This window comes from Sphingopyxis sp., from assembly GCF_965279755.1.
Classification (GTDB): domain Bacteria; phylum Pseudomonadota; class Alphaproteobacteria; order Sphingomonadales; family Sphingomonadaceae; genus Sphingopyxis.
Map to the genome: position 1 here is coordinate 2,537,006 of NZ_OZ257261.1, position 26,527 is coordinate 2,563,532.

General features: G+C 64.5%; 25 protein-coding genes. 12 read left to right on the top strand and 13 right to left on the bottom strand.

Annotation, left to right across the window (positions count from 1 at the left end):
• Positions 1-169 precede the first annotated feature (169 nt).
• Together ACQY80_RS12465 and pdxH are read right to left on the bottom strand one after the other, a co-directional pair.
• Complete coding sequence (locus ACQY80_RS12465; protein ID WP_428680031.1) at positions 170-988, bottom strand: PhzF family phenazine biosynthesis protein; 819 nt, start codon at positions 986-988, stop codon at positions 170-172.
• Positions 985-1,563 carry a pyridoxamine 5'-phosphate oxidase gene (pdxH, locus tag ACQY80_RS12470; protein ID WP_428680034.1) on the bottom strand — a complete coding sequence of 193 codons (579 nt, stop codon included), beginning with the start codon at positions 1,561-1,563 and terminating at the stop codon, positions 985-987. Before pdxH ends, ACQY80_RS12465 begins: the two co-directional genes overlap by 4 nt.
• Positions 1,564-1,695: 132 nt before the next feature.
• Between pdxH and ACQY80_RS12475 the strand changes: the two genes are divergently transcribed.
• From ACQY80_RS12475 to ACQY80_RS12505, 7 genes are all read left to right on the top strand, one after another.
• Positions 1,696-2,628: a DnaJ C-terminal domain-containing protein gene (locus tag ACQY80_RS12475; protein ID WP_428680037.1), complete on the top strand. Its 933-nt coding sequence runs from the start codon at positions 1,696-1,698 to the stop codon at positions 2,626-2,628.
• Positions 2,629-2,631: 3 nt separating this feature from the next.
• Complete coding sequence (locus tag ACQY80_RS12480) at positions 2,632-3,708, top strand: YihY/virulence factor BrkB family protein (protein WP_428680040.1); 1,077 nt, start codon at positions 2,632-2,634, stop codon at positions 3,706-3,708.
• The gene (gene fabI / locus ACQY80_RS12485) at positions 3,705-4,532 is read left to right on the top strand and encodes an enoyl-ACP reductase FabI (protein ID WP_428680042.1); all 828 of its coding nucleotides are present in this window, start codon (positions 3,705-3,707) and stop codon (positions 4,530-4,532) included. Before ACQY80_RS12480 ends, fabI begins: the two co-directional genes overlap by 4 nt.
• Entirely contained in the window at positions 4,525-5,055 is a 531-nt protein-coding gene (locus tag ACQY80_RS12490; RefSeq protein WP_428680045.1) for a GNAT family N-acetyltransferase, read from the top strand. Before fabI ends, ACQY80_RS12490 begins: the two co-directional genes overlap by 8 nt.
• Positions 5,056-5,059: 4 nt before the next feature.
• A complete protein-coding gene (aroC, locus tag ACQY80_RS12495) occupies positions 5,060-6,136 on the top strand; it encodes a chorismate synthase (RefSeq protein ID WP_428680048.1) in 1,077 nt (358 codons plus the stop codon).
• 7 nt (positions 6,137-6,143) lie between these two features.
• The gene (locus ACQY80_RS12500; protein ID WP_428680051.1) at positions 6,144-7,922 is read left to right on the top strand and encodes an SLC13 family permease; all 1,779 of its coding nucleotides are present in this window, start codon (positions 6,144-6,146) and stop codon (positions 7,920-7,922) included.
• An 85-nt stretch (positions 7,923-8,007) separates the two neighbouring features.
• Positions 8,008-9,360: a dicarboxylate/amino acid:cation symporter gene (locus ACQY80_RS12505; RefSeq protein WP_428680054.1), complete on the top strand. Its 1,353-nt coding sequence runs from the start codon at positions 8,008-8,010 to the stop codon at positions 9,358-9,360.
• A 3-nt stretch (positions 9,361-9,363) separates the two neighbouring features.
• Here ACQY80_RS12505 and ACQY80_RS12510 read toward each other — a convergent pair whose 3' ends face one another.
• On the bottom strand, positions 9,364-10,254 hold the full coding sequence (locus ACQY80_RS12510; RefSeq protein WP_428680057.1) for a hypothetical protein: 891 nt from the start codon (positions 10,252-10,254) through the stop codon (positions 9,364-9,366).
• A gap of 173 nt (positions 10,255-10,427) precedes the next feature.
• Here ACQY80_RS12510 and ACQY80_RS12515 point away from each other — a divergent pair, with 173 nt between their 5' ends.
• Positions 10,428-11,819 carry a cytochrome P450 gene (locus ACQY80_RS12515; RefSeq protein ID WP_428685860.1) on the top strand — a complete coding sequence of 464 codons (1,392 nt, stop codon included), beginning with the start codon at positions 10,428-10,430 and terminating at the stop codon, positions 11,817-11,819.
• Positions 11,820-11,856: 37 nt separating this feature from the next.
• On the top strand, positions 11,857-12,573 hold the full coding sequence (locus tag ACQY80_RS12520) for an extensin family protein (RefSeq protein WP_428680060.1): 717 nt from the start codon (positions 11,857-11,859) through the stop codon (positions 12,571-12,573).
• 7 nt (positions 12,574-12,580) lie between these two features.
• Here the strand turns inward: ACQY80_RS12520 and ACQY80_RS12525 are convergent, their stop codons facing one another.
• From ACQY80_RS12525 to ACQY80_RS12570, 10 genes are all read right to left on the bottom strand, one after another.
• Positions 12,581-12,952, bottom strand: coding sequence for a HesB/IscA family protein (locus ACQY80_RS12525; RefSeq protein ID WP_428680063.1), 372 nt, complete (start codon positions 12,950-12,952; stop codon positions 12,581-12,583).
• Complete coding sequence (locus tag ACQY80_RS12530; RefSeq protein ID WP_428680065.1) at positions 12,952-13,422, bottom strand: SUF system Fe-S cluster assembly protein; 471 nt, start codon at positions 13,420-13,422, stop codon at positions 12,952-12,954. Before ACQY80_RS12530 ends, ACQY80_RS12525 begins: the two co-directional genes overlap by 1 nt.
• Entirely contained in the window at positions 13,419-14,600 is a 1,182-nt protein-coding gene (locus ACQY80_RS12535; protein ID WP_428680068.1) for an aminotransferase class V-fold PLP-dependent enzyme, read from the bottom strand. Before ACQY80_RS12535 ends, ACQY80_RS12530 begins: the two co-directional genes overlap by 4 nt.
• Positions 14,597-15,328 carry a SufD family Fe-S cluster assembly protein gene (locus ACQY80_RS12540; RefSeq protein ID WP_428680070.1) on the bottom strand — a complete coding sequence of 244 codons (732 nt, stop codon included), beginning with the start codon at positions 15,326-15,328 and terminating at the stop codon, positions 14,597-14,599. Before ACQY80_RS12540 ends, ACQY80_RS12535 begins: the two co-directional genes overlap by 4 nt.
• A gap of 109 nt (positions 15,329-15,437) precedes the next feature.
• Positions 15,438-16,181, bottom strand: coding sequence for a Fe-S cluster assembly ATPase SufC (gene sufC, locus ACQY80_RS12545; RefSeq protein ID WP_428680073.1), 744 nt, complete (start codon positions 16,179-16,181; stop codon positions 15,438-15,440).
• Positions 16,182-16,580 carry a hypothetical protein gene (locus ACQY80_RS12550; protein WP_428680076.1) on the bottom strand — a complete coding sequence of 133 codons (399 nt, stop codon included), beginning with the start codon at positions 16,578-16,580 and terminating at the stop codon, positions 16,182-16,184.
• Complete coding sequence (gene sufB, locus ACQY80_RS12555) at positions 16,577-18,064, bottom strand: Fe-S cluster assembly protein SufB (protein ID WP_428680078.1); 1,488 nt, start codon at positions 18,062-18,064, stop codon at positions 16,577-16,579. Before sufB ends, ACQY80_RS12550 begins: the two co-directional genes overlap by 4 nt.
• Positions 18,061-18,522, bottom strand: a complete 462-nt coding sequence (locus ACQY80_RS12560) for an RrF2 family transcriptional regulator (protein WP_428680080.1) — start codon at positions 18,520-18,522, stop codon at positions 18,061-18,063. The genes sufB and ACQY80_RS12560 overlap by 4 nt, the downstream gene beginning before the upstream one ends.
• Before the next feature lie 294 nt (positions 18,523-18,816).
• Positions 18,817-19,704 (bottom strand): helix-turn-helix domain-containing protein, encoded by an 888-nt coding sequence (locus ACQY80_RS12565; RefSeq protein ID WP_428680083.1) that lies wholly within the window; start codon positions 19,702-19,704, stop codon positions 18,817-18,819.
• Between the two features lie 91 nt (positions 19,705-19,795).
• The gene (locus ACQY80_RS12570) at positions 19,796-21,604 is read right to left on the bottom strand and encodes a DUF885 domain-containing protein (RefSeq protein WP_428685862.1); all 1,809 of its coding nucleotides are present in this window, start codon (positions 21,602-21,604) and stop codon (positions 19,796-19,798) included.
• Positions 21,605-21,690: 86 nt separating this feature from the next.
• Between ACQY80_RS12570 and ACQY80_RS12575 the strand changes: the two genes are divergently transcribed.
• Genes ACQY80_RS12575 through ACQY80_RS12585 form a run of 3 tightly spaced genes read left to right on the top strand, consistent with a single transcriptional unit; the run spans position 21,691 to position 26,381 of the window.
• Positions 21,691-22,761 carry a quinone-dependent dihydroorotate dehydrogenase gene (locus ACQY80_RS12575; RefSeq protein WP_428680086.1) on the top strand — a complete coding sequence of 357 codons (1,071 nt, stop codon included), beginning with the start codon at positions 21,691-21,693 and terminating at the stop codon, positions 22,759-22,761.
• A 47-nt stretch (positions 22,762-22,808) separates the two neighbouring features.
• Entirely contained in the window at positions 22,809-24,500 is a 1,692-nt protein-coding gene (gene ggt, locus ACQY80_RS12580) for a gamma-glutamyltransferase (protein ID WP_428680089.1), read from the top strand.
• A 51-nt stretch (positions 24,501-24,551) separates the two neighbouring features.
• The gene (locus ACQY80_RS12585) at positions 24,552-26,381 is read left to right on the top strand and encodes an AMP-dependent synthetase/ligase (protein WP_428680091.1); all 1,830 of its coding nucleotides are present in this window, start codon (positions 24,552-24,554) and stop codon (positions 26,379-26,381) included.
• Positions 26,382-26,527: the final 146 nt, after the last annotated feature.

Below are 26,527 nucleotides of genomic sequence, written 5' to 3' on the forward strand. Positions count from 1 at the left end.
TCTGGATAGAAAAGGCCGAAACGTCCGATTGCTGCTAATGTGATCCCCGGCGAAAGCCGGGGCCCAGAGCGGCACAACGCCAGCTTTGCGCCGGAATTTCCTGGACCCCGGCTTTCACCGGGGATCACAGAGGGACCGTCCGCTCACCACCCCTAAGCCGACATTATCCTCACAGCAAAAATTCACCCGCCAGCGTCGTGACGCACTGCCCGGTCAGTTCGACCTGATCGCCGACCAGACGGCATCCGACATGGCCGCCGCGCGCGCTTGCCTGATAGGCGGCAAAGGCATCGCGGCCGAGGCGCGTCGTCCAATAGGGGGTGAGGACACAGTGCGCCGATCCGGTTACCGGGTCCTCGGGGATGCCCGCTCCCGGCGCGAAGGCACGGCTCACGACGTCGGCCCCCGACGGATCGCCCGCGCCCGGCGCGGTCGCGATATACAGGATGTCGCCTTCGCTGAGTGCCGCGAGGTCGGGCTTCAGCGCGCGAACTTCTTCTGCGCCGTGATAGACGATCAGCGCATAGCCGCCCTCGTGCCACAGCGTCTCGACGACATCGCCGCCCATCGCGCGGGCGATGTCGGGAAGTGGCTTTGCGGTCGGGCGATAGGAGGGAAGGTCCATCCGATACCCCTCGTCATCGCCGTTGCGGGCGACTTGCAGGATGCCGGCCTTGCGCGTGCGAAAGCGCATCTCGTTCCGCCACTGTGCCGCCGACAGCAGGACATGGCCGCTGGCGAGCGTTGCGTGGCCGCACAGCGCGACCTCGAGTGTCGGGGTGAACCAGCGCAGCTCGTAATCGGCCTCGCCGCTCTCGTCGGGAACGAGGAAGGCGGTTTCGGCAAGGTTATTCTCGGCCGCCATCGCCTGCAGCACATCGTCGGCCAGCCAGTCGTCGAGCGGCATGACCGCGGCCGGATTGCCGGTGAAGGGTCGGTCGGCGAAGGCATCGACCCGCGTGATCGGAAAGGAACGGAGCGCCGTCATGGATAGAGAAGCCCTTTCGTCCAGATGTCGCCATTGCGAACATACAGATTGCGTTCGTGCAGCCGGTGCGCGCGGTCCTGCCAGAACTCGATCCGGTCGGGGGTGACGCGCCAGCCCGACCAGCGCGGTGGGCGCGGCACATCCTGCCCCTCGAACCGCGCCTGCATTTCGGCAAAACGCGCCTCGAAGGTTTCGCGATCGGCCAGCGGGCGCGATTGCTCGCTCGCCCAGGCACCAAGTTGACTGTCGCGGCTGCGCGTTGCGAAATAGGCATCGGCGGTCGCATCGTCGACCGGCGCGACGACCCCCTCGATACGGATCTGGCGGCGCAGCGACTTCCAGTGGAACAGCAGCGCAACATGGGCATTGGCGGCGAGTTCGCCGCCCTTGCGGCTGTCGAGATTGGTGTAGAAGACGAAACCGTCGGGGCCGTGCCCCTTGAGCAGTACCATGCGAACCGAGGGCCGCCCGTCGGGCGTCGTGGTCGCGAGCGCCATCGCATTGCCGTCATTGGGCTCGCTGGCGCGGGCTTCGGTGAACCAGATGTCGAACAGGGCGAAAGGATCGTCGGTCATGCGCGCGGTCATACTGCGACCGGCCGCGATGGTCGAGCCGGGAAAGGGAACTTGACCCCTCCGCCGGATGTTCCCACATCGCGCGCTAATCAGGCCTTCACGGCCGGTCACTTATCGGGCTATTGGAGACAGATGGCAGATCCCTATTCCACCCTTGGCGTCGCGCGCGGCGCGAGCGAAGCGGAAATCAAGTCCGCATATCGCAAGCTCGCCAAGGAATTGCATCCCGACAAGAACAAGGACAATCCGAAGGCGTCGGAGAAATTCTCCGACGTCACCCGGGCCTATGACCTCTTGTCCGACAAGACGAAGCGCGCCCAGTTCGACCGCGGCGAGATCGACGGCGATGGCAATCCCGCGATGCCGTTCGGCTATGGCGGTGGTGGCGGTTTTCGTGGTGATCAACGCACAGGCCCCGGCGGTTTTAGCGGCTTCGGAAACGAGAGCTCCGATTTCGGTGACATTTTCGAGGGTCTGTTCGGTGGGCGCGGCGGCGGCGGCGGCAGCCCGTTCGGCGGCTTCGGCGGGCGAAGCGCGCCGCCGGCCAAGGGTGCGAATGTCGCCTATCGCCTGTCGGTTTCCTTCATCGATGCCGCGACGCAGGCGATGCAGCGGATCACGCTCGCCGACGGCAAGACGATCGACGTCAAGCTTCCGGCCGGGGTCGAAACCGGCACCCAGATGCGCCTTGCGGGTAAGGGGCAGGCCGGTCCCGGCGGCAATGGCGACGGGATCGTCACGATCACGGTCAAGGATCATCCCTTCTATGAGCGTGAGGGCGACAATATCCGCCTCGACCTGCCGATCACGCTGACCGAGGCGGTCAAGGGCGCGAAGGTGAAGGTGCCGACCGTCGATGGTCCCGTGATGCTCATGGTTCCCGCCGGCTCGACCTCGGGCAAGGTCATGCGCCTCAAGGGCAAGGGCTTCAGCCAGAAGGGTGGTGGCCGCGGCGACCAACTCGTGCGGCTGATGATCGACATTCCCGCAGAGGACGCCGACCTGTCGAAACTCGTCGAGGCGTGGACCGACGGCCGCGCGGTGCGGACTGATCTCGGCGTGTGATGCGTGGCTGACGGCAAGCAGCAAAAGATCGTCGCGGCGCTCGAACGCGAAGTGGCCGCCGAAGTCGGCCAGGAATTTCTTGCCGAAGGTCATTCGCCGCATTCGCCCGAAGCACGCGCCGAACGCGCAAAGCGCGTCAAGCTGCGCGCCCGGGCGCAGGGGGTCATCGAGCGCGGGCGCGAGTCGCTGGGCCCCGGCACGCGCGGTTTCAGGATCCTGCGCCGCGTCATTGTCGGCACTTATACCGATGGCTTCATCCACGCGGGCAATCTGGCCTATCTGGCGCTGATCGCGCTCTTTCCCTTTTTCATCCTTGTCGCGGCGGTGCTCAGCGTTCTGGGCGGCAGCGCGGGGGGCGAGGCGGCGATCGAGGCGGTTTTTTCGGTCATGCCGCCGTCGGTGGCCAAGGCGCTCGCCGGCCCGATCCGCGAAGTGATGTCGGCGCGCACGGGCATCTTCCTGTGGCTCGGCGGTCTCGTCGCGCTGTGGACCGTCGGCAGCTTCATCGAGACGATGCGCGACATATTGCGCCGCGCCTATGGCACGCATTTCAGCCGTGGTTTCTTCCATTACCGGCTGCTGTCGATCGGCATCATCACCGGCGCGGTCGTGCTGATGATCCTGTCGTTCAGCATGCAGGTGCTGATCGTCGGCATCGAACAGTTCGTCACCCGCATCCTGCCCGCAGCTTTTCAATCGGCGGGCACCGTTGCGATCTCGCGCGGGGTGTCTGGATTCGGGTTGTTCGTCGCCATCTACATGCTGTTCTACAGCCTGACGCCGTCGAAATATCGCACGCGGCAGTTCCCCAAATGGCCCGGCGCACTGTTCACGACGCTGTGGTGGATCGCGGTCACGCTGGCGCTGCCACCGCTGCTGGCTAGCCTGTTCAGCTATGACGTGACTTACGGCAGTCTTGCCGGCGTGATGGTCGCGCTGTTCTTTTTCTATCTCGTCGGATTGGGTATGGTGATCGGCGCCGAACTCAACGCCGCGCTCGTCGAGGTTGAGGATTTGGGCCACGACGCTATTGGGCGCGTCGACGATGTAATTATTGAAAAGACCGGAGACGAAAAATGACGGGTCTGATGACGGGCAAGCGCGGGCTGATCATGGGGCTGGCGAACGACAAGTCGCTCGCTTGGGGTATCGCAAAGGCGCTGCACGCGCATGGCGCCGAACTCGCGATCTCCTATCAGGGCGACGTGATGCTGAAGCGGGTGAAGCCGCTCGCCGACGAACTCGGCTGCGATTTTCTGATCGATTGCGACGTTGCCGACATGGACAATCTCGACGCTGCCTTCGCGACCCTCGGCGCGCGTTGGCCGACGATCGACTTCGTCGTCCATGCGATCGGCTATACCAACAAGGAGGCGCTGCGCGGCCATTATGCCGACGTGACGCTCGACGACTTCCTGATGACGATGAACATCAGCGTCTACAGCTTCACCGCGGTCGCGAAGCGCGCTGCGGCGATGATGACGCCGTTCGACCCCGAGACGGGCAATGGCGGCGGCTCGCTGCTGACCCTGAGCTATTATGGCGCCGAAAAGGTGATCCCGCACTACAACGTCATGGGCGTGGCCAAGTCGGCGCTGGAAACCAGCGTCAAATATCTCGCAAACGATTACGGCCCGCAGGGCGTGCGCGTGAACGCGATCTCGGCCGGTCCGATCAAGACGCTGGCGGCGTCGGGCATCGGCGATTTCCGCCTGATCCTGAAGTGGAACGAGCATAATGCCCCGCTCCGCCGCAACGTCACGATCGACGATGTCGGCGGCTCGGCGCTCTATCTGCTCAGCGACCTTGCGAGTGGCGTCACCGGCGAAACGCATCATGTCGACGCGGGTTATCACACCGTTGGCATGAAGCAGGAAGACGCCCCGGACATCTCGCTTGTCTGACGCAATCGGCATCCGCGCCGCAACGGCGGCGGATGCCGAAGCGGTCGATGCGATCATCCGGGCGGCCTTCGCCGGGACGGACTTCGGCCATCAGGGCGAAGCCGAACTGGTGCGGATGATCGATGCCGACGGCGACGCGCTGGTGTCGCTTGTGGCTGAACGGGACGCCTTGATCGTCGGGCATGTCCTGTTCAGCCGCATGGATATCGAAGCCGATGGTGGGGCGTTGGCTGGCGCGGGCCTCGCGCCGGTGTCGGTTGTGCCCGGGCTTCAGGGGCAGGGGATAGGCGACGCGCTGATCCGCGCCGGGATTGATGCCCTCCGCGAACAGGGCGTCGCGATCAGCTTCGTCCTCGGCCATCAGGCCTATTACCCGCGCTTCGGCTATTCGCCCGATCTCGCCGCGCGCTTTGCGTCGCGCTTTGCCGGGCCGCATTTCATGGCGATGATGCTGGACTCGGGCGCGGCTTGGCCGCTAGGCGGACGGGCGGATTACGCTCCCGCATTCGGCCGGATGGGATAGGGCAATGAGTTTCAACAGCTTCGGACGCGTTCTTCGTTTCACGACGTGGGGAGAAAGCCACGGTCCCGCTCTCGGTGCCGTCGTCGACGGCTGTCCGCCGCGCCTGTCGCTGTCCGAGGGTGATATCCAGCCTTATCTCGACAAGCGTCGCCCCGGCCAGTCGCGTCACACGACACAGCGGCAGGAGCCCGATCAGGTCCGCATCCTGTCGGGTGTGTTCGAGGGCAAGACGACCGGCACGCCGATCAGCCTGATGATCGAGAATGTCGACCAGCGATCGAAGGATTATGGCGAGATTGCTCAGGCCTATCGCCCCGGCCACGCCGATTACGCCTATGACGCCAAATATGGCATCCGCGACTATCGCGGCGGCGGCCGGTCGAGCGCGCGCGAGACCGCGGCACGCGTCGCCGCAGGCGGCGTCGCGCGCCTGATCATTCCCGAAGTGCAGATCCACGCCTGGGTTGCGGAAATCGGCGGCGATGCGATCGACCCTGCGAACTTCGATCTCGAAGAAATTGATCGCAATCCTTTTTTCTGCCCCGATCCTGCTGCGGCCCAGCGCTGGGAAGGGCTGATGGATGCGGCACGCAAGTCGGGCAGCTCGCTTGGCGCGGTGATCGAATGCGCCGCGAGCGGCGTTCCCGCAGGCTGGGGCGCCCCGATCTATGCCAAGCTCGACAGCGACCTTGCCGCCGCGATGATGGGCATCAACGCGGTGAAGGGCGTCGAGATCGGCGCCGGCTTTCAGGCCGCGCGGCTGCGCGGTGAGGACAATGCCGATCCGATGCGTCCCGCGACCGACGGCAGCAACCGCCCCGATTTCCTGTCGAACAACGCCGGCGGCATCGCAGGCGGTATCTCGACCGGGCAGCCGGTCGTCGTGCGCGTGGCTTTCAAACCGACCAGCTCGATCCTCACGCCCGTGCCGACGATCAACAAGGCCGGCGAGGCGACCGATATCGTGACCAAGGGACGCCACGACCCGTGCGTCGGCATTCGCGGCGCGCCGGTGGTCGAGGCGATGATGGCGCTGGTCCTTGCCGACCACAAGCTGCTGCATCGGGCGCAGAACGGCTGATGCCATAGTGGATTTCGTTGCCGCATTTATCGCGGAGCAAAAGGCGGTCATCGGCCTGCTCGTGCTTGCGGGGATGTTCGCGGCCTTCGTCTGGGAACGCTTCTCCCCATCGGTTGTCGCCGTCGCGGGGGCAGGGACGATGCTCGCGCTTGGCCTGCTCGACGAGAAAGGCGCGTACGGCGTCTTTTCGAACAGTGCTCCGCTCACCGTCGGGGCCATGTTCATCCTTTCGGGCGCGCTGATCCGCACCGGGGTGATCGACAAGGTCGGCAATTATGTCGTCGACCGCGCAAAACGACATCCGCGCCTGGCGGTGATCGAGGTGTTCGGCGGCGGCTTGCTCGTGTCGGGCTTCATCAACAGCACGCCCTTCGTCGTCGTGATGATGCCGGTCTGCTTCCGGCTGGCCGAGGCGCTGGGCGTATCGCCCAAGAAATTGCTGATGCCATTGTCGGTGATCGCCGTGCTCGGCGGTTGCCTGACCCTGATCGGCACCTCGACCAACCTCGTCGTCGCGGGCATCGCCGAACAGGCAGGGATCGGCGATTTTGGTCTGTTCAGCATCACGCCTTATGGTCTTGCGGTCGCCGCCGCGGGCGTCGTGGGGTTGCTGATCATGGCGCGTTTCCTGCCCTCCGACTATCCCCGCATTGCCGAAAAGGCCGACGGGACGGAGCAGCTTTATCTCACGGAGCTCGGGCTTTGCGAAGATGACCCTGCTGTCGATATGGCACTGGAAGCCGCAAGCCTCGGCATTCCGCCGGGCCAGATCGTCGGGGTGATCGCGGGCGGGCGACTGATCACCGGCCGCGACGCGCAGAACCACAGGCTCGCCGCGGGCAACCGCATCGTCGCGCGGCTCGATGGCGCGGCGCTGATGACGATCCGCAGCGAGGGGCGCTTCGCCATCGGCATCGGCGAAATCCCCGATGCGGACTCGACCGTGGTCGAGGTGACGGTGTCGCCCAGTCACCGGTCGATCGACCGTCCGCTCGCCGAGATTCCTTTTCTTCAGCGCCAGCGCGTCCGCATTCTCGGCGTCGCCCGTTTTCGGCATCTGCCCGGGCCGACGCTGTCCGAAAACCGCATTCGTGCCGCCGATCGTCTGCTTGTCGATGCCGATGACGCGAATATCGCGCTGCTCCGCGACAATCCCAATCTGATCGGCCTTGCAATGGCATCGGTCACCGCCTTCCGGCGGCGCCGCGCGTGGATCGCAATTCTCGTGATGGCCAGCGCGGTGCTGCTGTCGGCAACCGGGCTGATGTCGATCGGCATCGCGGCCTTCATTGGCGTGGGGGTCGTGCTACTCACGCGCTGCATCGACGCGTCGGAGGCGTGGGGCAGCATCGACGGCGACGTGCTGATCCTGATCTTCGCCATGCTGGCGGTGGGCGCCGCGCTCGAGCAGGCGGGATCGGTGGCTCTGATGGTCGGCGCGCTTGAGCCGGTGCTGGCAGATGCGCCGCAATGGGCCGTGATCGCGATCGTCTATTTCTCGGCGCTGCTGCTCTCCGAACTGCTCAGCAATAATGCCGTCGCCGCGCTGATGGGGCCGCTCGTGATCGGGATCGCCCAAGCGTCGGGTGTGCCGCCGCAGCCGCTGCTGATCGCGTTGATGCTCGGCGCCTCAGCGTGCTTCGCAACTCCGGTCGGTTATCAGACCAACACGCTCGTCTACGCCGCCGGCGATTATCGCTTCGTCGATTTCGTCCGGATCGGCGTGCCGCTCAACATAATGACCGGCGTTGCGGGCTGCGCCGCGCTCGCCTTCTGGACGCCCTGATTGGCCCGCGGGCGATTGCCCGCGCGCCGTCACCCTGTTACCCCCGCCTGATAGGAACCGCCACGCGCGGGACAGGGAGATTTCGATGGCACACCGCCTGACTTTGTACATTTTGATCGGCATGGTCCTCGGGATCGTCGCTGGATTCGCGGTGCGGACGTTCGTTCCCGCCGATAGCCAGGAATTCGCCTATTGGCTCCGCAGCTTCGGCATGCTCGCCAACATCTTCCTCAACCTCATCAAGATGCTCGTTGCACCGCTGATTCTCGGCACGCTGGTCGCGGGGATCGCGCATATGGGCGACAGCTCGGCGCTGGGTCGCATCGGCACGCGTGCGCTCGTCTGGTTCATCCTCGCCAGCCTGATCTCGATCAGCCTCGGCCTCGTCATGGTCAATCTGCTCGAACCCGGTGCGGGGCTGAATCTGGCGGTGGGGGCGCATTCGGCGGCGGAAGTGGGCGAAGTGAAGAAGCTCGATATGTTCGAGTTCATCGAGCATATTTTTCCGAAGAACATCATTCAGGCGATGGCGGAGAACAACGTCCTCCAGATTCTGGTTTTCGCGCTCTTCGCGGGCGTCGGGCTGACAGCGCTCGGTGAAAAGGGCAAGCCGCTCGTTCGGGGTGCCGAGGCGCTGGCCGAGCTGATGCTCCAGATCACCAACTATGTCATGCGCCTTGCGCCGCTCGCGGTGTTCGGTGCGCTGGCCAAGGTGGTCGCGCAATACGGGCTCGGGATTCTCGGCACCTATGCCGAGTTGCTCACCGAATTCTATATCTCGCTGGTCCTGCTCTGGGCGATCCTGCTCAGCATCGGTGCGATCTTCCTCGGCAGGCGGATCGTCCAGCTGATCCGCTACGTCCGGGAGCCGCTGCTGATCGCCTTTTCGACAGCCTCGTCCGAAGCCGCGATGCCGAAACTGTTCGAACAGCTCGACCGCTTCGGCGTTCCGCGCCGTATTTCCGGGTTTGTGTTGCCGCTCGGCTACAGCTTCAATCTCGACGGATCGATGATGTATGCCAGCTTCGCGACGATCTTTATCGCGCAGGCCTATGGTATCGAACTGTCGATCACGACGCAGATCCTGATCCTTCTGACGCTCATGGTGTCGTCGAAAGGGATTGCGGCGGTGCCGCGTGCCAGCCTCGTCGTCATCACCGCAACGCTGGCGATGTTCGATCTACCGGTCGAGGGGGTCGCGATCGTCTTTGCAATCGATCATTTCCTCGACATGGGACGTACCGCGACCAACGTCGTCGGCAATGCCGTCGCGACCAGCGTCATCACCAAATGGGAGGGGATGCTGGAGGTCGAGGAGCCGCTCGATGCCGAGCGTCCGCATGCGCCCGCGCATACCGCACATCGCGGTTCGCGCGGGCTGGACCTTCAGGAAGATATGGTGACCGACGAGCGGCAGAAGCCGCCCGCCGATATCTGACCCTTACCGCCGGTCGTCGGAGCCGACCGGCCGCTCGAAGCGAGTGGGCCGTTCCGCAGGGGCCTGACGCGGCGCGGCAGGTGGCGGGGCGCTTCGCACCGCCGGTGCGGCTTGCGGCGTCGGAGCGGGGCGGAAGCCCTCGGGCCGTCCGCCTGCCGGAGCTTCACGCGGCGGACGACGGACTTCGGGACCACGCGGAGTCGCGCCCGGCGACCAGTTGCGCGGCGGGCGCTGGGCCCCGCCCTGCGGACGGTCGGGCCGCGTGCCCGGCGTCGCGTCGGGACGCCATGGGCGCGTACCACCGGTGCCGGGCCCGCGATCGGGGCGTTGCGGATTGGTCGTCGTCGGGGGCGTGCCCGGCTGACCGTCATTCGGCCGGCCGTTCCAGCCGCCGGGGCGGCCCGGCCGGCCATCGCCATTGCCGTCGCCGCGCCCGGGCTGACCGTTCCAGTTGCCCGGGCGGCCCGGACGACCGTCACCATTGCCGTCACCGCGACCGGGACCGTTCCAATTGCCTTTGCCGCCATGATGTTTCCACCACGCGCGGCGCCCGCCCCAATAGTCCAGATACTGGCCACGCAGCGGATAGCGATTGCGATAGCTGTCGAAGAGCCACATGCCGTAGCCCGGATAATAATAATTGTCATACCAGCCGCCGCCAAAGCCGATCTGTGCGAAGCCGCTGCCATAATCGGCGCCATCGTAGCAGTCGTAGCCATAGCCATCGTCATAGGCGTAGCCGTCATAGTCATAATAGTCGGCGCCATAGCGCGTCGCGCAATCGCCACCGGCATAGCTGGCGCCAGAGACGTCGCCATAATAGCAGCCGCCGAGCGTCGTCGTCGCAAGCGCGCCGAGCGCGATGGAGAGAGAGCGTCCAAATGCCTTGGGCATGGCTTTATCCTTCAGGGTCCAAACGGATGTGGCCCTTCATCTTGCCATCAAATTGAGCGAGTCGACTTGAATTTGCGGTGAATGGAGTCCCGCACCGGGAAAGGCGTTACTTGCATTGGTGTCAGTAGTTCGGTAGCCAAGAGGCAAATGCAACGATGGAAGAGGCCGCCCCGATGAACGCCCCCGCGAAACTCAACTGGTCCGAAGGCCGTTTCGGCCCCGACACCGCGCACTGGTTGCCGCGCAATCCCGACAGCGGGCTCGACCATATTCCGGGCGAGGATGGCATGCCGATCATCGGCAACACGCTCGAACAATTGCGCGACTATCCGTCGTTCACCCGGCGCATGGTCGCCAAATATGGCCGCGTCTATCGCAACAACAGCTTCGGCGGGCGCAGTGTCGCGCTCCACGGGCCCGAGGCGAACGAGCTCGTCATGTTCGATCGCGAGAAGATTTTCTCGTCCGAACAGGGCTGGGGGCCGGTGCTCAACCTGCTGTTCCCGCGCGGGCTGATGCTGATGGACTTCGAAAAGCATCGGGCCGACCGCAAGGTGCTGTCGGTCGCCTTCAAGCCCGAGCCGATGCGCCATTATGCCGACTCGCTCAACGAAGGCATCCGCGACCGGGTGCAGACGTGGAGCGGCAAGACCTTCACCTTCTATCCCGCGATCAAGGAGCTGACGCTCGATCTCGCGGCAACGAGCTTCCTCGGCATTCCCTGGGGGCCGGAGGCCGACAAGGTCAACAAGGCCTTCGTCGATATGGTGCAGGCGTCGATCGGCGTCGTGCGCCGCCCGCTGCCCTTCACCGCAATGGGCCGCGGCGCGAAGGGGCGCGCCTATCTCGTCGATTATTTCGGCAAGATGGTCCCCGAGCGCCGCGAAGGGGCGGGCGAGGATATCTTCAGCCAGATCTGCCGCGCGAAAGATGACGAGGGCAAATATCTCAGCACCGAAGCCATCGTCGATCACATGAACTTCCTGATGATGGCTGCTCACGACACCATCACCAGCTCGGTGACGACCATGGTATGGATGCTCGCGAAGCATCCCGAGTGGCAGGACAAATTGCGCGAGGAGATGTTGAGCGTCGCGCCCGCCGGCGAAGGCGTCGGGCATAACGGCCTCGGCGAACTCGAGCTTACCGAGTGGGCGTTCAAGGAATCGCTCCGCCTCGTGCCCCCGGTCCCGAGCTTCCCGCGCCGCGCGCTCAAGGATTTCGAATATGGCGGCTACCGCATTCCCGCCGGCACGAGCGTCGGCGTCAGCCCCGCCTATACGCACATGATGGAAGAGCATTGGCCCGAACCCGAAAAGTTCGACCCGATGCGTTTCGCGCCCGAACAGGCGCGCGAGCGGCACAAATATGCCTGGGTGCCCTTCGGCGGCGGCGCGCACATGTGCCTGGGGCTGCACTTTGCGTATATGCAGGCGAAAATCTTCTTCCATCATGTCGTGACGACGCACCGCATCACCGTGCGCGAGGGGTATGCGCCCGAATGGCATATCCTGCCGATCCCGCGCCCCAAGGACGGACTGACAGTGACGTTCGAACCGCTCTGAGCTTGCCGGACCGGCGCGCACGCGCCATCTGGGGCGCGTGACGAGTCTGCGCCCCTATCTCATCTGGTTTGCCATCGCGGTGCTGGTCACGTTCGGTGCGATCCATGCGATGCAATGGGTGCGCGAACATCCCGAGCATTTCCCCGGCGCCCGCTTCGAATTCGAACATCCGCAGGGCTGGGCAACGCATCGCAAGCTGATGAATTTCGTCGATGAAGACGCCGCCTGTTTCGCGGCCTTTGATCGCGCCAGGGCGGGCTATGAGCGGCGGCCGGCGGTCGGCAGCGGCCAGTGCCGCGCGAGCCAGCGCATGGTGCTGACCGGCAACAGCTTCGTGCCGACGATGCGCCCTGCGAATGCCGCGCCGGGCTGCGCGGTGACGGCGGCGATGGCGCTCTGGACCCGCGACGTCGTGCAGCCGGCGGCGCGCAAATATTTCGGGCAGAATGTCGTCGAGCTGGAAAATCTCGGCAGCTACAACTGCCGCAAGATCGCCGGCAAGCAATCGCAGAGCGAGCATTCGACCGCCAATGCGATCGACATTTCGGCCTTCGTCCTCGCCGACGGGACGCGCATCACGCTGGTCAATGACTGGAAGCCGGGCGACAAGCGCAGCGAGTTTCTGCACGCGGTACGCGACGGATCGTGCGACCTCTTTTCGACGGTGCTGTCACCCGATCATAATGCGGCGCACGCCAATCATTTCCACCTCGACATGGCGGTGCGGATGGGTGGCTGGTCGATTTGCCGCTAGGCCGGGGTCAGACCGTAAAGCTCTCGCCGCAGCCGCACGCGCCCTTGGCGTTCGGATTTTCGAAGACGAAGCCTGCGGCAAAATCATCTTCCACCCAGTCCATCGTGCTGCCGATCAAGTAGAGCACCGACGCGCCGTCGATGTAGAAGACGCCGCCGGGGGTTTCGATCTTCTCGTCGAACTTCTGCTCTTCGGTGACATAATCGACCGAATAAGCGAGACCGGAACAGCCGCGGCGCGGCGTCGACAGGCGAACGCCGATCGAACCTTCGGGCGCCGACGCCATCAGCTTCGCGATGCGCGCTTCGGCGCCGAGGGTGAGCGTCACGGCGGCCGGGCGGGCCACTCTCGTCTTTTCGGGTGTTTTTACTTCGGTCATCACAGCATTCCCAGTTCGAGCCGCGCTTCGTCGCTCATATTCTGCGGGCTCCACGGCGGATCCCAGACAAGGTTGACCTCGGCATCGCCGACTCCGGGCACCGCGCCGACGCGCAGTTCGACCTCGGCGGGCATCGACTCGGCGACCGGGCAATGCGGCGTGGTCAGCGTCATCGTGACCATCACATGCCCCTCGTCGATCTCGACATTGTAGATCAGGCCGAGGTCATAGATGTTCACCGGGATTTCGGGATCGTAGATGTCTTTCAGCGCGTTGATGACGGCCTCATACAGATCTCCGCCGACCGCGCCGGGCTCGACCGCCGCGGGCTTGGCCGCGAGGAAGCCCTCCAGATAGTCGCGCTTCCGCTCCAGCTTTTCGGGTGCGGTCTCGACATCCTCCACGCGCGCCTTCGGGGGTGCCTCGACGCTCGTGACTTCTTCCACCTTGATCATGCGATCCTCGCTCATCCGAAAATCCTCTCGACGCGGGCGAGGCCATCGATCAGCGCCGCCACATCGTCCGAATTGCTGTAAACGCCAAAACTCGCGCGCGCGGTCGCAGGTACACCCAGATGCTCCATCAGCGGCTGTGCGCAATGGTGCCCGGCGCGGATCGCGACCCCGCTTTCGTCCAAGATAGTGCCGATATCGTGCGGATGAACCCCCGCCATCGCGAAACTGACGATTCCGGCGCTGTTTTCGGGGCCGAACAGCGTGATGCTGTTCTTGCGCGCCAGCGCTTCGCGCAAGCTGGTCACCAGCGCGACTTCATGAGCGTGGATCGCGTCAATGCCGATCGCCTCGACATACTCGACCGCTGCAGCGAGCCCGATCGCCTCGATAATCGCAGGTGTGCCCGCCTCGAAGCGCGTGGGGGCAGGGGCGTAGGTCGTCTTGGCAAAGGTGACGCGGTCGATCATCGACCCGCCGCCCTGCCAGGGCGGCAACGTGTCGAGCTTGTCGCTCCACAGCACGCCGATGGCGGTCGGCCCGTAAAGCTTGTGGCCCGAGAAGGCGTAATAGTCGCAGCCCAGCGCTGCGACATCGACGGGCAGGCGCGGTACAGCCTGACAGCCGTCGATCAGCAACTCGGCGCCGACGCTGTGCGCCAGCTCTGCGGCGCGCGCAACGTCGAGCGGGCTGCCGAGAACGTTCGAGACATGCGCGAAGGCAACCATCGTGTGTTCGGGGGTGAGCAGCTTTTCGGCGGCGTCGAGGTCGATGCAGCCTTCCTCGGTCAGAGGGCAGACATCGACCTGCCAGCCGGCGAGCTGCCAAGGGACGATATTGCTGTGATGCTCCAGCACCGACAACAGTACGCGGCCCCTCTTCGGGTGTGAATATGCGACCAGATTGATTGCCTCGGTCGCGCCGCGAACGAACGCAATCTCGTTCTCGCGCGCGCCGATAAACGCCGCGATCCGCCGTCGCGCTGCCTCATAGGCGAGCGTCATGTCTGCCGACCGCGCATAGACGCCGCGGTGCACGGTCGCATAGTCGCGGCCCATCGCATTCACCGTCGCGTCGATCACCGCCTGCGGCTTCTGCGCGGTCGCGGCAGTGTCGAGATAGTGCCAGCCCGGCGTCAGGCCGGGAAAGTCGGCGCGGACGTCAGTCAAGGTGCGAAGCGCGGTCGCGGTGCTCACACCAACTCTCCCAGCTTCGCGAGCGCCAACGCCTGCAGCTGTTCTTCATCGTCGGCGCCGTCGAACACGCCGGCAACGAACGCCTGCAGCATCAACTTCTTCGCCTCGCCCGGCGGCAGCCCGCGCGACTGGAGGTAATAGAGCGCCATCGCATCGAGCTCGCCGATCGCGCAGCCATGCGCGCACTTCACATCGTCGGCGAAGATTTCGAGTTCGGGCTTGGCGTTCGCGGTCGCGCTGCGGTCGAGCAGCATCGCTTTCACATCCTGCTCGCTATCGGTCTGCTGCGCATCGCGCGCGACCGCGACCTTGCCGAGGTAGGTGCCGGTCGCGGTGCCGCCGAGAACCGAGCGCACGACCTGCCGCGACGTCGCACCGGGTTCGGCGTGAGTGACCGTGGTGACGATCTCCAGATTCTGCTCGCCGCCGCCGATCTGCGCGGCGCCGAGATGGAAGTCCGCGCCTTCGTGCAGGATTACATTAAGTTCAATACGGCCATAGGAACCGCCGATGTTGAGCACATGCAGCGACGCGGCCGCACCCTTGCCGAGTACGACTTCAATCTGACGGATATCGCCCGCATCCTGCACGATCGCGCGCGCGAACTTGCCGCCCGCGGGCACGATGATGCTCTCGGGCGCAGGCAACGGCCACGCTGCGGTTACCGCGCCGATATCGCTATAGCGCCACGCTTCGTCGCGGCGAGAGGGGAGGGTGGCAGTCGTCAAACCACGATCTCCCGCACTTCGTCACCCCGGACTTGATCCGGGGTCCATGCGGTCCTGGATGCCGGATCAAGTCCGGCATGACGATGGAAGGGAAGGTGCGGGTGAATGCTCACGCCGCAATCTCCGCATAACCGTGTTCTTCCAGCTCGCGCGCCAGCTCGGGTCCGCCCGACTTCACGATCCGGCCGGCGGCAAGGACATGCACAAAATCGGGCTGCACATAGTCGAGCAGGCGCTGATAATGCGTGATCAGTAAAACCGCCTTGTCGGGGCGACGCATGATGCTGTTGATCCCGTCGCCCACGGTGCGCAGCGCGTCGATGTCGAGGCCGCTGTCGGTCTCGTCGAGGATCGCCAGCTTGGGATCGATGATCCCCATCTGCACCATCTCGTTGCGCTTCTTCTCGCCGCCCGAAAAGCCGACGTTCACCGGGCGCTTCAGCATGTCCATGTCCATCTTGAGCAGCCCCGCCTTCTCGCGCGCCAGCTTCAGGAAGTCGCCGCCCGACAGCGGTTCCAGGCCGCGCGCCTTGCGCTGGGCGTTCAGGCTTTCGCGCAGGAACTGGACGTTCGACACGCCAGGAATTTCGACCGGATATTGGAATCCGAGAAACAGGCCGGCGGCGGCGCGCTCGTGCGGATCCATTTCGAGCAGGTCGTGCCCATCGAAAGTCACCGAACCATCGGTGACTTCATAACCGGGCCGCCCGCCGAGCACGTAGGAAAGCGTCGACTTGCCCGCGCCATTCGGCCCCATGATCGCATGGATCTCGCCCGCATTGATGCTGAGCGACAGCCCCTTCAGGATCGGCTTGTCGGCGACGGTAGCGTAGAGATTTTCAATTTTCAGCATTCAATTTGACTCGTCTTCATAGAGGATGCGGCCTTCGCCCATAGCGCGGCGAATAGCATCCTCGGTATCAAAGGCTTCGGCAACGGCGCGGGAGCGAGAAGTCGCATCGGGATAGATCGGGTCAGCGATCATGGCGGTTTCGGCTTCACGGACAAGTTCGGCGCGTCGTGTTTCGCAAGCAGCAAGCGCCTTGTCGACGGCGCTTTTAAGTCCCGATGGACTTTGCAGGCTCGACATATCCATATGCTGCTCGAAGCAGCCCACATATTTATCGAACGCCGGTGCCATCGCGTTCGGAACAACCACGCCTTTCGGCGTGCGCGCACTGACGCTCCCGCTCAGCGCAACAGCCGACAGAAGCAGCGCAGAGATCGTCGGTTTGAACCAAAAACGCGTCACCCCACGCTCCCCTCAAGTGAAATCCCGAGCAGCTTCTGCGCCTCGACCGCAAATTCCATCGGCAGTTGCTGCAGCACTTCCTTGGCAAAGCCGTTGACGATCAGCGCCACCGCCTCTTCCTGCCCCAGCCCGCGCTGCATCGCATAGAAGAGCTGGTCGTCGCTGATCTTGCTCGTCGTCGCTTCATGCTCGACGGTCGCGGTCGGGTTGCGGACTTCGATGTACGGCACCGTGTGGGCGCCGCACTGGTCGCCGAGCAACAGGCTGTCGCACTGGGTGAAGTTGCGCACGCCCTCGGCGTTCGGCGCGACGCGGACGATGCCGCGATAGGTGTTGTTCGACTTGCCCGCACTGATCCCCTTGCTGACGATGGTCGATCGCGTGCGCTTGCCATTGTGGATCATCTTGGTGCCGGTGTCGGCCTGCTGATAATTGTTGGTGACCGCGACCGAATAGAATTCGCCGACGCTGTCGTCACCGTTGAGCACGCAGCTCGGATATTTCCACGTGATCGCGCTGCCCGTTTCGACCTGCGTCCACGACACTTTGCTGCGCTTGCCTTGGCACAGCGCGCGCTTGGTCACGAAATTATAGATGCCACCGAGGCCCTCGGCATTGCCGGGATACCAGTTTTGCACCGTCGAATATTTGATCTCGGCATCGTCGAGCGTCACCAGTTCGACCACTGCGGCGTGGAGCTGGTTCTCGTCGCGCATCGGCGCGGTGCAGCCTTCGAGGTAGCTGACGTACGCGCCCTTGTCGGCGATGATCAGCGTCCGCTCGAACTGGCCCGTATTCTCGGCATTGATTCGGAAATAGGTCGAGAGCTCCATCGGGCAGCGCACGCCCTCGGGCACATAAACGAACGTCCCGTCCGAAAAGACCGCGCAGTTGAGCGTGGCGAAATAATTGTCGTGCATCGGCACGACCTTGCCGAGCCACTTCTTCACCAGCTCGGGATATTCGCGGATCGCTTCGGAGATGGAGAGGAAGATGACGCCCGCGCGCTTGAGTTCCTCGCGGAAGGTCGTCGCGACGCTGACGCTGTCGAACACCGCGTCGACCGCGACCTTGCGCGCGCCCTCGACGCCGGCGAGCACCTTCTGCTCCTCGATCGGGATGCCGAGCTTTTTATAGACCTCGAGGATTTCGGGATCGACCTCGTCGAGCGACGACAGCTTGGGCTTCGCCTTCGGCGCCGCATAATAGTACGCGTCCTGATAATCGATCGGCGGGACGTTGAGCTTCGCCCAGTCGGGCGTCTCCATCGTCTGCCAGTGGCGGAACGCCTTCAGACGCCAGTCGAGCATCCATTCGGGCTCGTTCTTCTTCGCCGAGATGAAGCGGACCGTATCCTCGGTCAGTCCCTTGGGCGCGAAGTCGGTCTCGATGTCGGCCGACCAGCCATGTTCATAATCGGCGACCTTGGCCGCGGCATCGTGCGCGGCCTGGTCCTTGACGGGAAGTTCGGTGTTGTCGGTCATACTCTGATCTCGTCGCCGGCCAATGCAGGCGCGGGCCGGGTGAAGGAGGGTTTGGGTGCGGCGGCAAGGCTCGCAAGGCTTATTCCGGCCAGCGCGCCGCGCACGGCACCGTTCACGACGCCCCAGTGCGGCTGCACCTTGCAGCTTCCTTCGAGCGAACAGTCATGCCGCCCTTTGGACACGCAGGCGGTGAGGGCGATCGGCCCCTCGACCGCTTCGATGATGTCGGCAACGCTGATCGCCGCCGCGGGCCGCGCCAGCCGCACCCCGCCGCCGCTGCCGCGCGAGGCGACGAGCAGGCCGGCGCGGGCGAGGCCGCTCACCAGCTTCTGCGCGGTCGGCCCGGGGATGCCCGTCTGCTCGGCGAGCATGCCGGCGTGGATGGGCACCGATCCGCATTGGCGGGCGGCGGCGCTCATCAGCACCACGGCATAATCGGCAAGGTTGGACAGGCGCATATATTTTTCCGTCGCAGTTGCGAACGATTCTTAACTGGAGTAAATTACTCCACTTATATAGGCGAAGGGTTTTCGAGGTGCAAGCAAGCGCTATTTGGAGGCGCAAAACAAAAAGGCACCCATCCGGCCGAAGCCAAATGAGTGCCAAGATGAAGGTCTCTGTCCTCGTCAGAGGAAGAGCTCTTCTGGGTCGCAAGGCCGGATTATGTCGCGCCGGTGATTCGGGATTGTATGAAAACGCCAAATCGACATACGGCGCTATTTTGTTTCGTCCCGTCGCGGGAACCGGCGGTTTCAGGTATCCGAAACGAGTGGACTGACCTTGCCGGCGAGCTGCTTGCGGCCCCGGGTTGTCGCTTCGGTATAAGGGGTGGGGCGCGCGAGCTGGCCGGGGGTGGCGCCGGCAAAGCGCTTCATCTCGCGGATCAGGTGCGACTGGTCATAAAAGGCGTCGCCGAGCTGGGCTTCCTCAAGGCACTCGCCGCGCGCGAGCGCCGAGGCGGCGCGCACGGCGCGATATTTGCGCGCCAGCATGCGCGGTGAAAGGCCGTAATAATGTTTGGTCATCCGCTCGACCGAACGGATCGACATGCCCGTTGCCTCGACCAGATCGGGAACCTGCGGGCTCACCGACTGGGTCAGCCAGTGATCGACGGTGCGGGTGAACCAGGCCGGCGCCGGCTGGTTCTTCTGCAGGATTTCGCGGGCAATATTATTCGCGATAACAAGCCGTTCGGAGGTGTCCTTTGCGGCGATCAGCGCTTCGGCCACCTCGTCGATCCAGTCGCCGAACAGGTCCGCGGCGTCCATCGCGCGGTCGGTCAGCTTGTCGGCATGGTCGCCCATCAAGGTCGCCCAGCCCACCGGTTGCAGGCCGAAGCCATAGATACGCAGCGGACCTTTGCCGCGTGCGCGGACGCTGCCGCTGGTCGGGCCGACGATCGTCGCGCGCTTGGCAGGAAAGTAATGGCCATCGGGGAAAATATACTCGCCCTCGGCCATGCTCATGATGCGAAGCTGCGGCCGGTCAGCGCGTTCATACTCGTCGAACACCGGCATATCGAGCCGGACGAAATAGAAACTCGACACCATCTCCGCCAGATCGGGATCCGGCGGAAAATATTGCAGTTCGAACGGCGAGCCGCCGTCCGCGCCCGTTGGCGAAGAGGATGATTCCGACATGACGAGACCGACCCAGTGCAGCTTTGTTGCTGCCTTTTTCTGTCCGCCATAATTTTCGATTTGTCGTGGCGCGTCAAGCCGCAATTCCGTGTTAACGTTCCGCCGCGATCCAGGCGTCGACGCGGCGTTCGAGAATGTCGAGCGGCACCGGTCCCGATTGCAGCACGACGTCGTGAAACGCGCGATAGTCGAAGCGTGGTCCCAGCGCCGTTTGCGCCCGCGTCCGCAGCTCCATGATCTTGAGCTTGCCGATCAGATAGGCCGTCGCCTGACCGGGATAGACGATATAGCGCTCGATCGCCTTGTCGATGTCGCCCTGCGGGTTGGGGGTGTTGTCCTTCAGATATTTGATCGCCTGTTCGCGGCTCCAGCGCTTGTCATGGATGCCGGTGTCGACGACGAGCCGGCATGCGCGCCAAAGTTCCATGCCGAGGCGGCCGAAATCGCTGTAGGGATCGGTGTAGAAGCCCATGTCCTTCGCGAGTTCTTCCGAATAGAGGCCCCAGCCCTCGGTATAGGCGGTGAAGCCGCCGAAACGGCGGAAGGGCGGCAGCCCGGTCAGTTCGGTCTGCACCGCGCGCTGGAGGTGATGGCCGGGAACACCCTCATGATAGGCGAGCGCCTCGAGTTCGGTCTTCGACATGTCGCGCAGGTCATAAAGGTTCACATAATAGGTGCCGGGGCGTGATCCGTCGGGCGAGGGCGAGGAATAAAAGGCCTTGCCTGCCGACTTTTCGCGGAAGGCCTCGACCGCCTTCACCTGCAAAGGTGCCTTGGGCAGCGTGTTGAAGAAGGCCGGAAGCCGCGCCTCCATCGCCTTTACCTTCGCCGAGACTTCGGACAGATAGGCCTCGCGCGTCGTGTAATAATATTGCGGGCTCGTGCGCAGATGCTCGAAGAACTGCGGCAACGTGCCCTTGAAGCCGACCTTCTTCACGATCGCCTTCATCTCGCCATGGATGCGCGCGACTTCGGCGAGGCCGAGATCGTGGATCTGCGCCGCGGTCATGTCGGTCGTCGTGTAGTTGGCGAGCAGGGCCTCATAATAGGCCTTGCCTTCGGGCATCCGCCACACGCCGTCCTGCGTCGGTGCGATCGCCTGCTGGCGCTTCATCTCGGTCTGGAGCCGGGCATAGGCCGGGCCGGCGCTTTCGGTCCACGCTGCCTTTGCGCCCGCAACCAGCCGCGCCTTCTCGGCGGCTTCGACGTCGAGCTTGCCGACCTTCGCGGTGATATCCTCGATCACCGCATTGTCGGGCTTCAGCAGATTGTCGATGTCGGAGATGACATAGGGATAGACCCATTTCGGCGGTGCATAGCCTTTGGTCAGACGATCCGCCGACTGCGCCGACAGCGCGTCGAGCAGCGGGCCGAGCCCCCGGATTCGTTCGATATAGGCCTCGGCCTCGGCGACGTTCGCGACGCGGTGGATGTTGATCAGGAAGGCGGGAAGCTGGCTCTGCGCGCCGTTCATCTGATCGAAGATATAGACATGGTCGCGCCAGGCGAACAGCCGCTCGGCGCGGGCCGCCTGCGCGTCGAACAGCTCGAACGACAGGGCATCGTCGGTCGATAGTTTCGCCGGATCGAAGCTTGCACGCATCGCCTCGGCGCTCACCTGCTGCAGCTTGTGGCTGGCGACCGCGGCTTCGTCGCTGACGTCGTTCCATTTGCCATAGTCGGCGTCGCGGACGCCGCGATATGCCTTGCCCTGCGGCGAGAGTGAGAGCTGCGCCTCGTCATATTTGTCGAAAAATTGCGCCAGCGTCGCGCCGGCAGGGACGGCTGGCGGGGCTTCGGTGGCGGCCGTTGCAGGCGCTTCGCCGACCGCGGCGGGCGTGCAGGCGGCGGTCGCAATTGCGATCAGTGCGGCTGGCAGCGCGGTGGACAGACGGGCCATGATGCGAAGCTGCGACACTTTTATCTCCCTGTTTTCCGGATAAGGGCGGGCTTGCCATAGCGGCCTTGCGCGCGCAATGGCGGGGCATGTCGCTCTTCGCTTCCGCTGCCGATGCTGCCTATGCGCTCGTCCGCCCGCTCGTCCACGCCACTGATGGCGAGGCCGCGCATAATCTGACCCTGAACGCGCTCCAGCCGCTCCCGCGCGCGCGGCACGCATTTACCAGCCCGACGCTGGCGACCGAACTCGCCGGCCTGCATTTCCCGAACCCGGTCGGGCTTGCGCCGGGGTTCGACAAGGATGCGCGCGTCGCGCATGCGATGCCGCATTTCGGCTTCGGCTTTGTCGAGGTCGGGACGCTCACGCCGCTGCCGCAGGAGGGCAACCCTCGTCCGCGCCTGTTCCGGCTGGTCGAGGACCGCGCCGTGATCAACCGCATGGGTTTCAACAATGGCGGACAGGCGAAGGCGGCCGAGCGCATCGCATGCCTCCGCCGCTATGGTCTGCCGGTGCCGCTCGGCATCAACATCGGCGCGAACAAGGACAGCGCCGACCGCATCGCCGATTATGCGAAGGGCACCGCCGCGATGGCGCCGCTCGCGGATTATCTGACGGTCAATATCAGCTCGCCCAACACGCCAGGGCTGCGCGCCCTGCAGGACAAGGCGTCGCTCGAGGCGCTGCTCGACGGCGTTGCCGCCGCGCAGCCCTTGGGAGCCGCCAAGCCGGTGTTTCTGAAGGTCGCGCCTGACCTCGAACCCGCCGACATCGACGACATCGTCGCGGTCGCGTTCGACAAGGGGCTTGCGGCGGTGATCGTCTCGAACACCACGATCGTCCGCCCCACGCTCGCGTCGCGCCATGCCGACGAGGCTGGCGGCCTGTCGGGCGCGCCGCTGACCGGACTTGCGCTGCAACGGGTTAAGGACTTCCGCGCCGCAAGCGGTGGCAAGCTGCCCCTGATCGCCGCCGGCGGTATAGCCTCGGCCGAACAGGCATGGGCGCGCATCCGCGCAGGGGCGAGCCTGATCCAGATCTATTCGGCGATGGTCTATGAAGGGCCGGGGCTTGCGGCGCGGATCGCGCGCGGCCTCGAAACACTTGCCGCGCGCGACGGTTTCGCGCGTGTCGCCGATGCAGTCGGGGCAGGGGACTGACCCCATCGGGGTTGCGCTGAATCGAGCCCCGCGCCAATGTCGCGCGCATGATCAAACGACTCTTTGCGCCGCTCGGCCTTTTCGTCCTCGCCGTCCCGTCGCTTGCGATGGCGCAGGGCGTCACCTCCTCGGCCGACCCGCGCGCAACGGAGGCCGGGCGGCAGATCCTGCACGACGGCGGCACTGCAGCCGATGCAGCGATCGCGATGGTCGCGGTCCTCACCCTCGTTGAACCGCAATCGAGCGGCATCGGCGGCGGCGGTTTCATGGTCTATCATGACGCCAAGGACGGCAGCATTGCGACGATCGACGGCCGCGAAACCGCGCCGGCGGCGGCTAAGCCCGAACGCTTCCTGGGGCCCGACGGCAAGCCCCGCGGTTATATGGACGTGATCCCCGGCGGGCTTTCGGTCGGTGTCCCCGGCAATGTCCGCCTGATGGAAATGGCGCACAGGAAATGGGGCAAGCTTGAATGGAAGGCGCTGTTCCAGCCCGCGATCAAGCTGGCCGAGGACGGCTATCAGGTCACCCCAGCGCTGAACACCTGGCTGGTCCAGTTCGAGCCGACGTGGAAGGAATTCCCCGACGCGCGCGCCATCTATTATGTGAACGGCAAACCTGCCCCGGTCGGCACGACGATCAAGAATCCCGCCTATGCGAAAATCCTGCGTGAGATCGCGGCCCGCGGTCCCGAAGCCTTTTACGCGGGCGCCAATGCCAAGGCGATCAGCGATGCGGTGGCGAAGGCGCCGCGCAACGCGACGCAGCTCACGCTGAAGGATCTTGCGGCCTACAAGGCGAAGGAACGCCCGGCCGTCTGCACGACCTACCGCATCTACAAGGTCTGCGGCATGGGGCCGCCGTCGTCGGGCGCGACGACCGTCTTCGGCATCCTTGGCATGCTCGAAACCTATGACATGAAGGCGATGGGCAAGGACAATCCGATGAGCTGGCATTTGCTCGCCGAGGCGATGCAGCTCGCCTACGCCGATCGCGGTGCCTATCTCGGCGACGCCGACTTCGTCGATGTTCCCGTGAAAGGCCTGCTCGACAAGACGTATCTGGCAGAACGTCGCCAGCTCATCTCGCCTTTCGGCGCCGCCGGCCATTATGAGCCCGGTACCCCGCCCGGCACGAAGCCGCGCGCCGAGGCGCCGCCGGTCAAGGAACAGGGAACGACCCATTTCGTCGTCGCCGACAAGGACGGCGACGTGATGTCGATGACCTCCACCGTCGAGAGCATCTTCGGCAGCCAGCTGATGGCGAACGGTTATTTCCTCAACAACGAGCTCACCGACTTCGACCTTGCGCCGACCAAGGACGGCGTGCCGACGCAGAACCGGGTGCAAGCGGGCAAGCGCCCGCTCTCGTCGATGTCGCCGACAATCGTCTATGGCCCCGACGGCAAGGTCGTGCTCGCGGTCGGATCGGCGGGCGGCAAGCGGATCATCATGCATGTCACCAAGACGCTGATCGGCGTGCTCGACTGGGGGCTCGACGCGAAATCCGCGATAGAGCTACCTAACCTCTTCTTCGGCCAGCAGGGTGTGCTGATCGAGAATAATGCGGCCGGCGAGGCAATTGCCGCGAAGATGAAGCCCTTTGGCTACAGCTTCACCGCGACCGACCTCGGGTCGAAGCTCAACGCGGTCGAGCGCACGGCCGATGGCTGGCGCGGCGCTGCCGATCCGCGAGGGCCGGGCACATCGTCGGTAGACGGCGCGCCGGCACAGAACTAATCAGGCGATAATAACAAGATAAAACAACATACTCCCAGGAGAGCCAGAGGCATGAAACTGGAAAACCCCCATCTCGACCATTTTCCGAGTCTGGTCGCGATGTTCTTCGACCGCGCGGGTCGTGGCGGCGAAGATCCGTTCCTGTGGCGCAAGGCCGACCGCGCGTGGCAGCCGTTGAGTTGGCGGCAGGTCGCGAACCAGGTATCGGCGCTTGCCCACAATCTGCGCGAGCTTGGGCTGAAGGATGGTGACCGCGTCGTGCTGGTAAGCGAGAACCGGCCCGAATTCTGTATCGCCGACCTTGCGATCATGGCGGCCGGCTGCATCACCGTGCCGACCTACACCACCAACACCGAACGCGACCATCAGCATATCCTCGACAACAGCGGCGCCAGCGCGGTCATCGTCTCGACCGCGAAGCTCGCGCGCGTTCTGATGCCCGCGGTGCTTCGCTCGAACGTCAAGCTCGTCATCAGCATGGAGAGCATGCGCGTCGGCCAGCAGGGCGACGTGCGGGTGATCGACTGGGATCCGCTGGTCACCGGCGGCGAGGCGTGGGTCGAAGAGACGAAGGCGAAAGGCCTCGCGCTGACGCGCGACGATACCGCCTGCCTCATCTACACCAGCGGCACCGGCGGCGCCCCGCGCGGGGTGATGCAGCACCATGGCGCGATCCTGCACAATGCGGCAGGCGCGACCGAGGTGCTCGTCAACGACTTCGGCATCGGCGACGAGGAGGTGTTCCTCTCGTTCCTGCCATTGAGCCACGCCTATGAACATTCGGGCGGGCAGTTCCTGCCGATCATGGTCGGCGCGCAAATCTATTACAGCGAGGGGCTCGAAAAGCTCGTCTCGAACATCGAGGAGACGCATCCGACGATCATGGTCGTCGTGCCGCGCCTGTTCGAGGTGATCCGCGCGCGGATGATCAAGTCGGTCGAAAAGCAGGGCAAGCTTGCCAACTGGATGCTGGGGCAGGCGCTGCGCGTCGGCGAAAAGGATTATGAGCGCCGCATGGGCGTGTTCGACCGCCCGGTCGACATATTGCTCAACAAGCTGTTCCGTCCCAAGATCCAGCAGCGTTTCGGCGGCCGGATGAAGGCGCTCGTTTCGGGCGGCGCGCCGCTCAACCCCGAAATCGGGGTCTTCTTCCACTCGATCGGCCTGACTCTGCTGCAAGGCTATGGCCAGACTGAGGCGGGGCCGGTGATCAGCTGCAACCGCCCGTCGGTGGGGCTCAAGATGGACACCGTCGGCCCGCCGCTGATGAACACCGAGGTCAAGATTGCCGACGACGGCGAAATCCTTGTCCGCGGTGAGCTGGTGATGAAGGGCTATTGGCGCAACAAGCCCGAGACCGAGCGTGTGCTGATCCCCGATCCGGCCGAGCCCGACAAGGGGCCGTGGCTGCACACTGGCGACATCGGCCATATCGACGACAAGGGCCGCATCGTCATCACCGACCGCAAGAAGGATCTGATCGTCAACGACAAGGGCGACAATGTCTCGCCGCAGCGGGTCGAGGGGATGTTGACGCTCCAGCCCGAAATCCTGCAGGCGATGGTCTATGGCGACAAGCGCCCGCATCTCGTCGGCATCATCGTTCCCGATCCCGAATGGATGACCGAATGGGCCGAGGCCGAAGGGCTGCCCAAGGACCTGAAACTGCTGAAGGAACATGAAAAGTTCCGAGCGGCGGTGCGCGCCGCGGTGGACCGGGTCAATGAACAGCTTTCGGTAATCGAAAAAGTCCGCAAGTTCGACTTCGCCGACGAAGCCTTCACGATCGAGAATGAGCAGATGACGCCGTCGATGAAGATCCGCCGGCACATCCTTCGCCAGGTCTACGAAGACAAGATCGCCGCGCTCTACAAGGCCTGATCCGGCCGGGCCAATCCGCATCGGGCGAAACCCAGGCGACCGCCGAGAAGACGGGTGCAGACGGCTGCCTGGGCTTCGCACGATGCGGACGTGCGGCCTCTTGTGTGCAGGCGGGGGTGCGACCCGAAAGAGCTCGGTGCAAACCG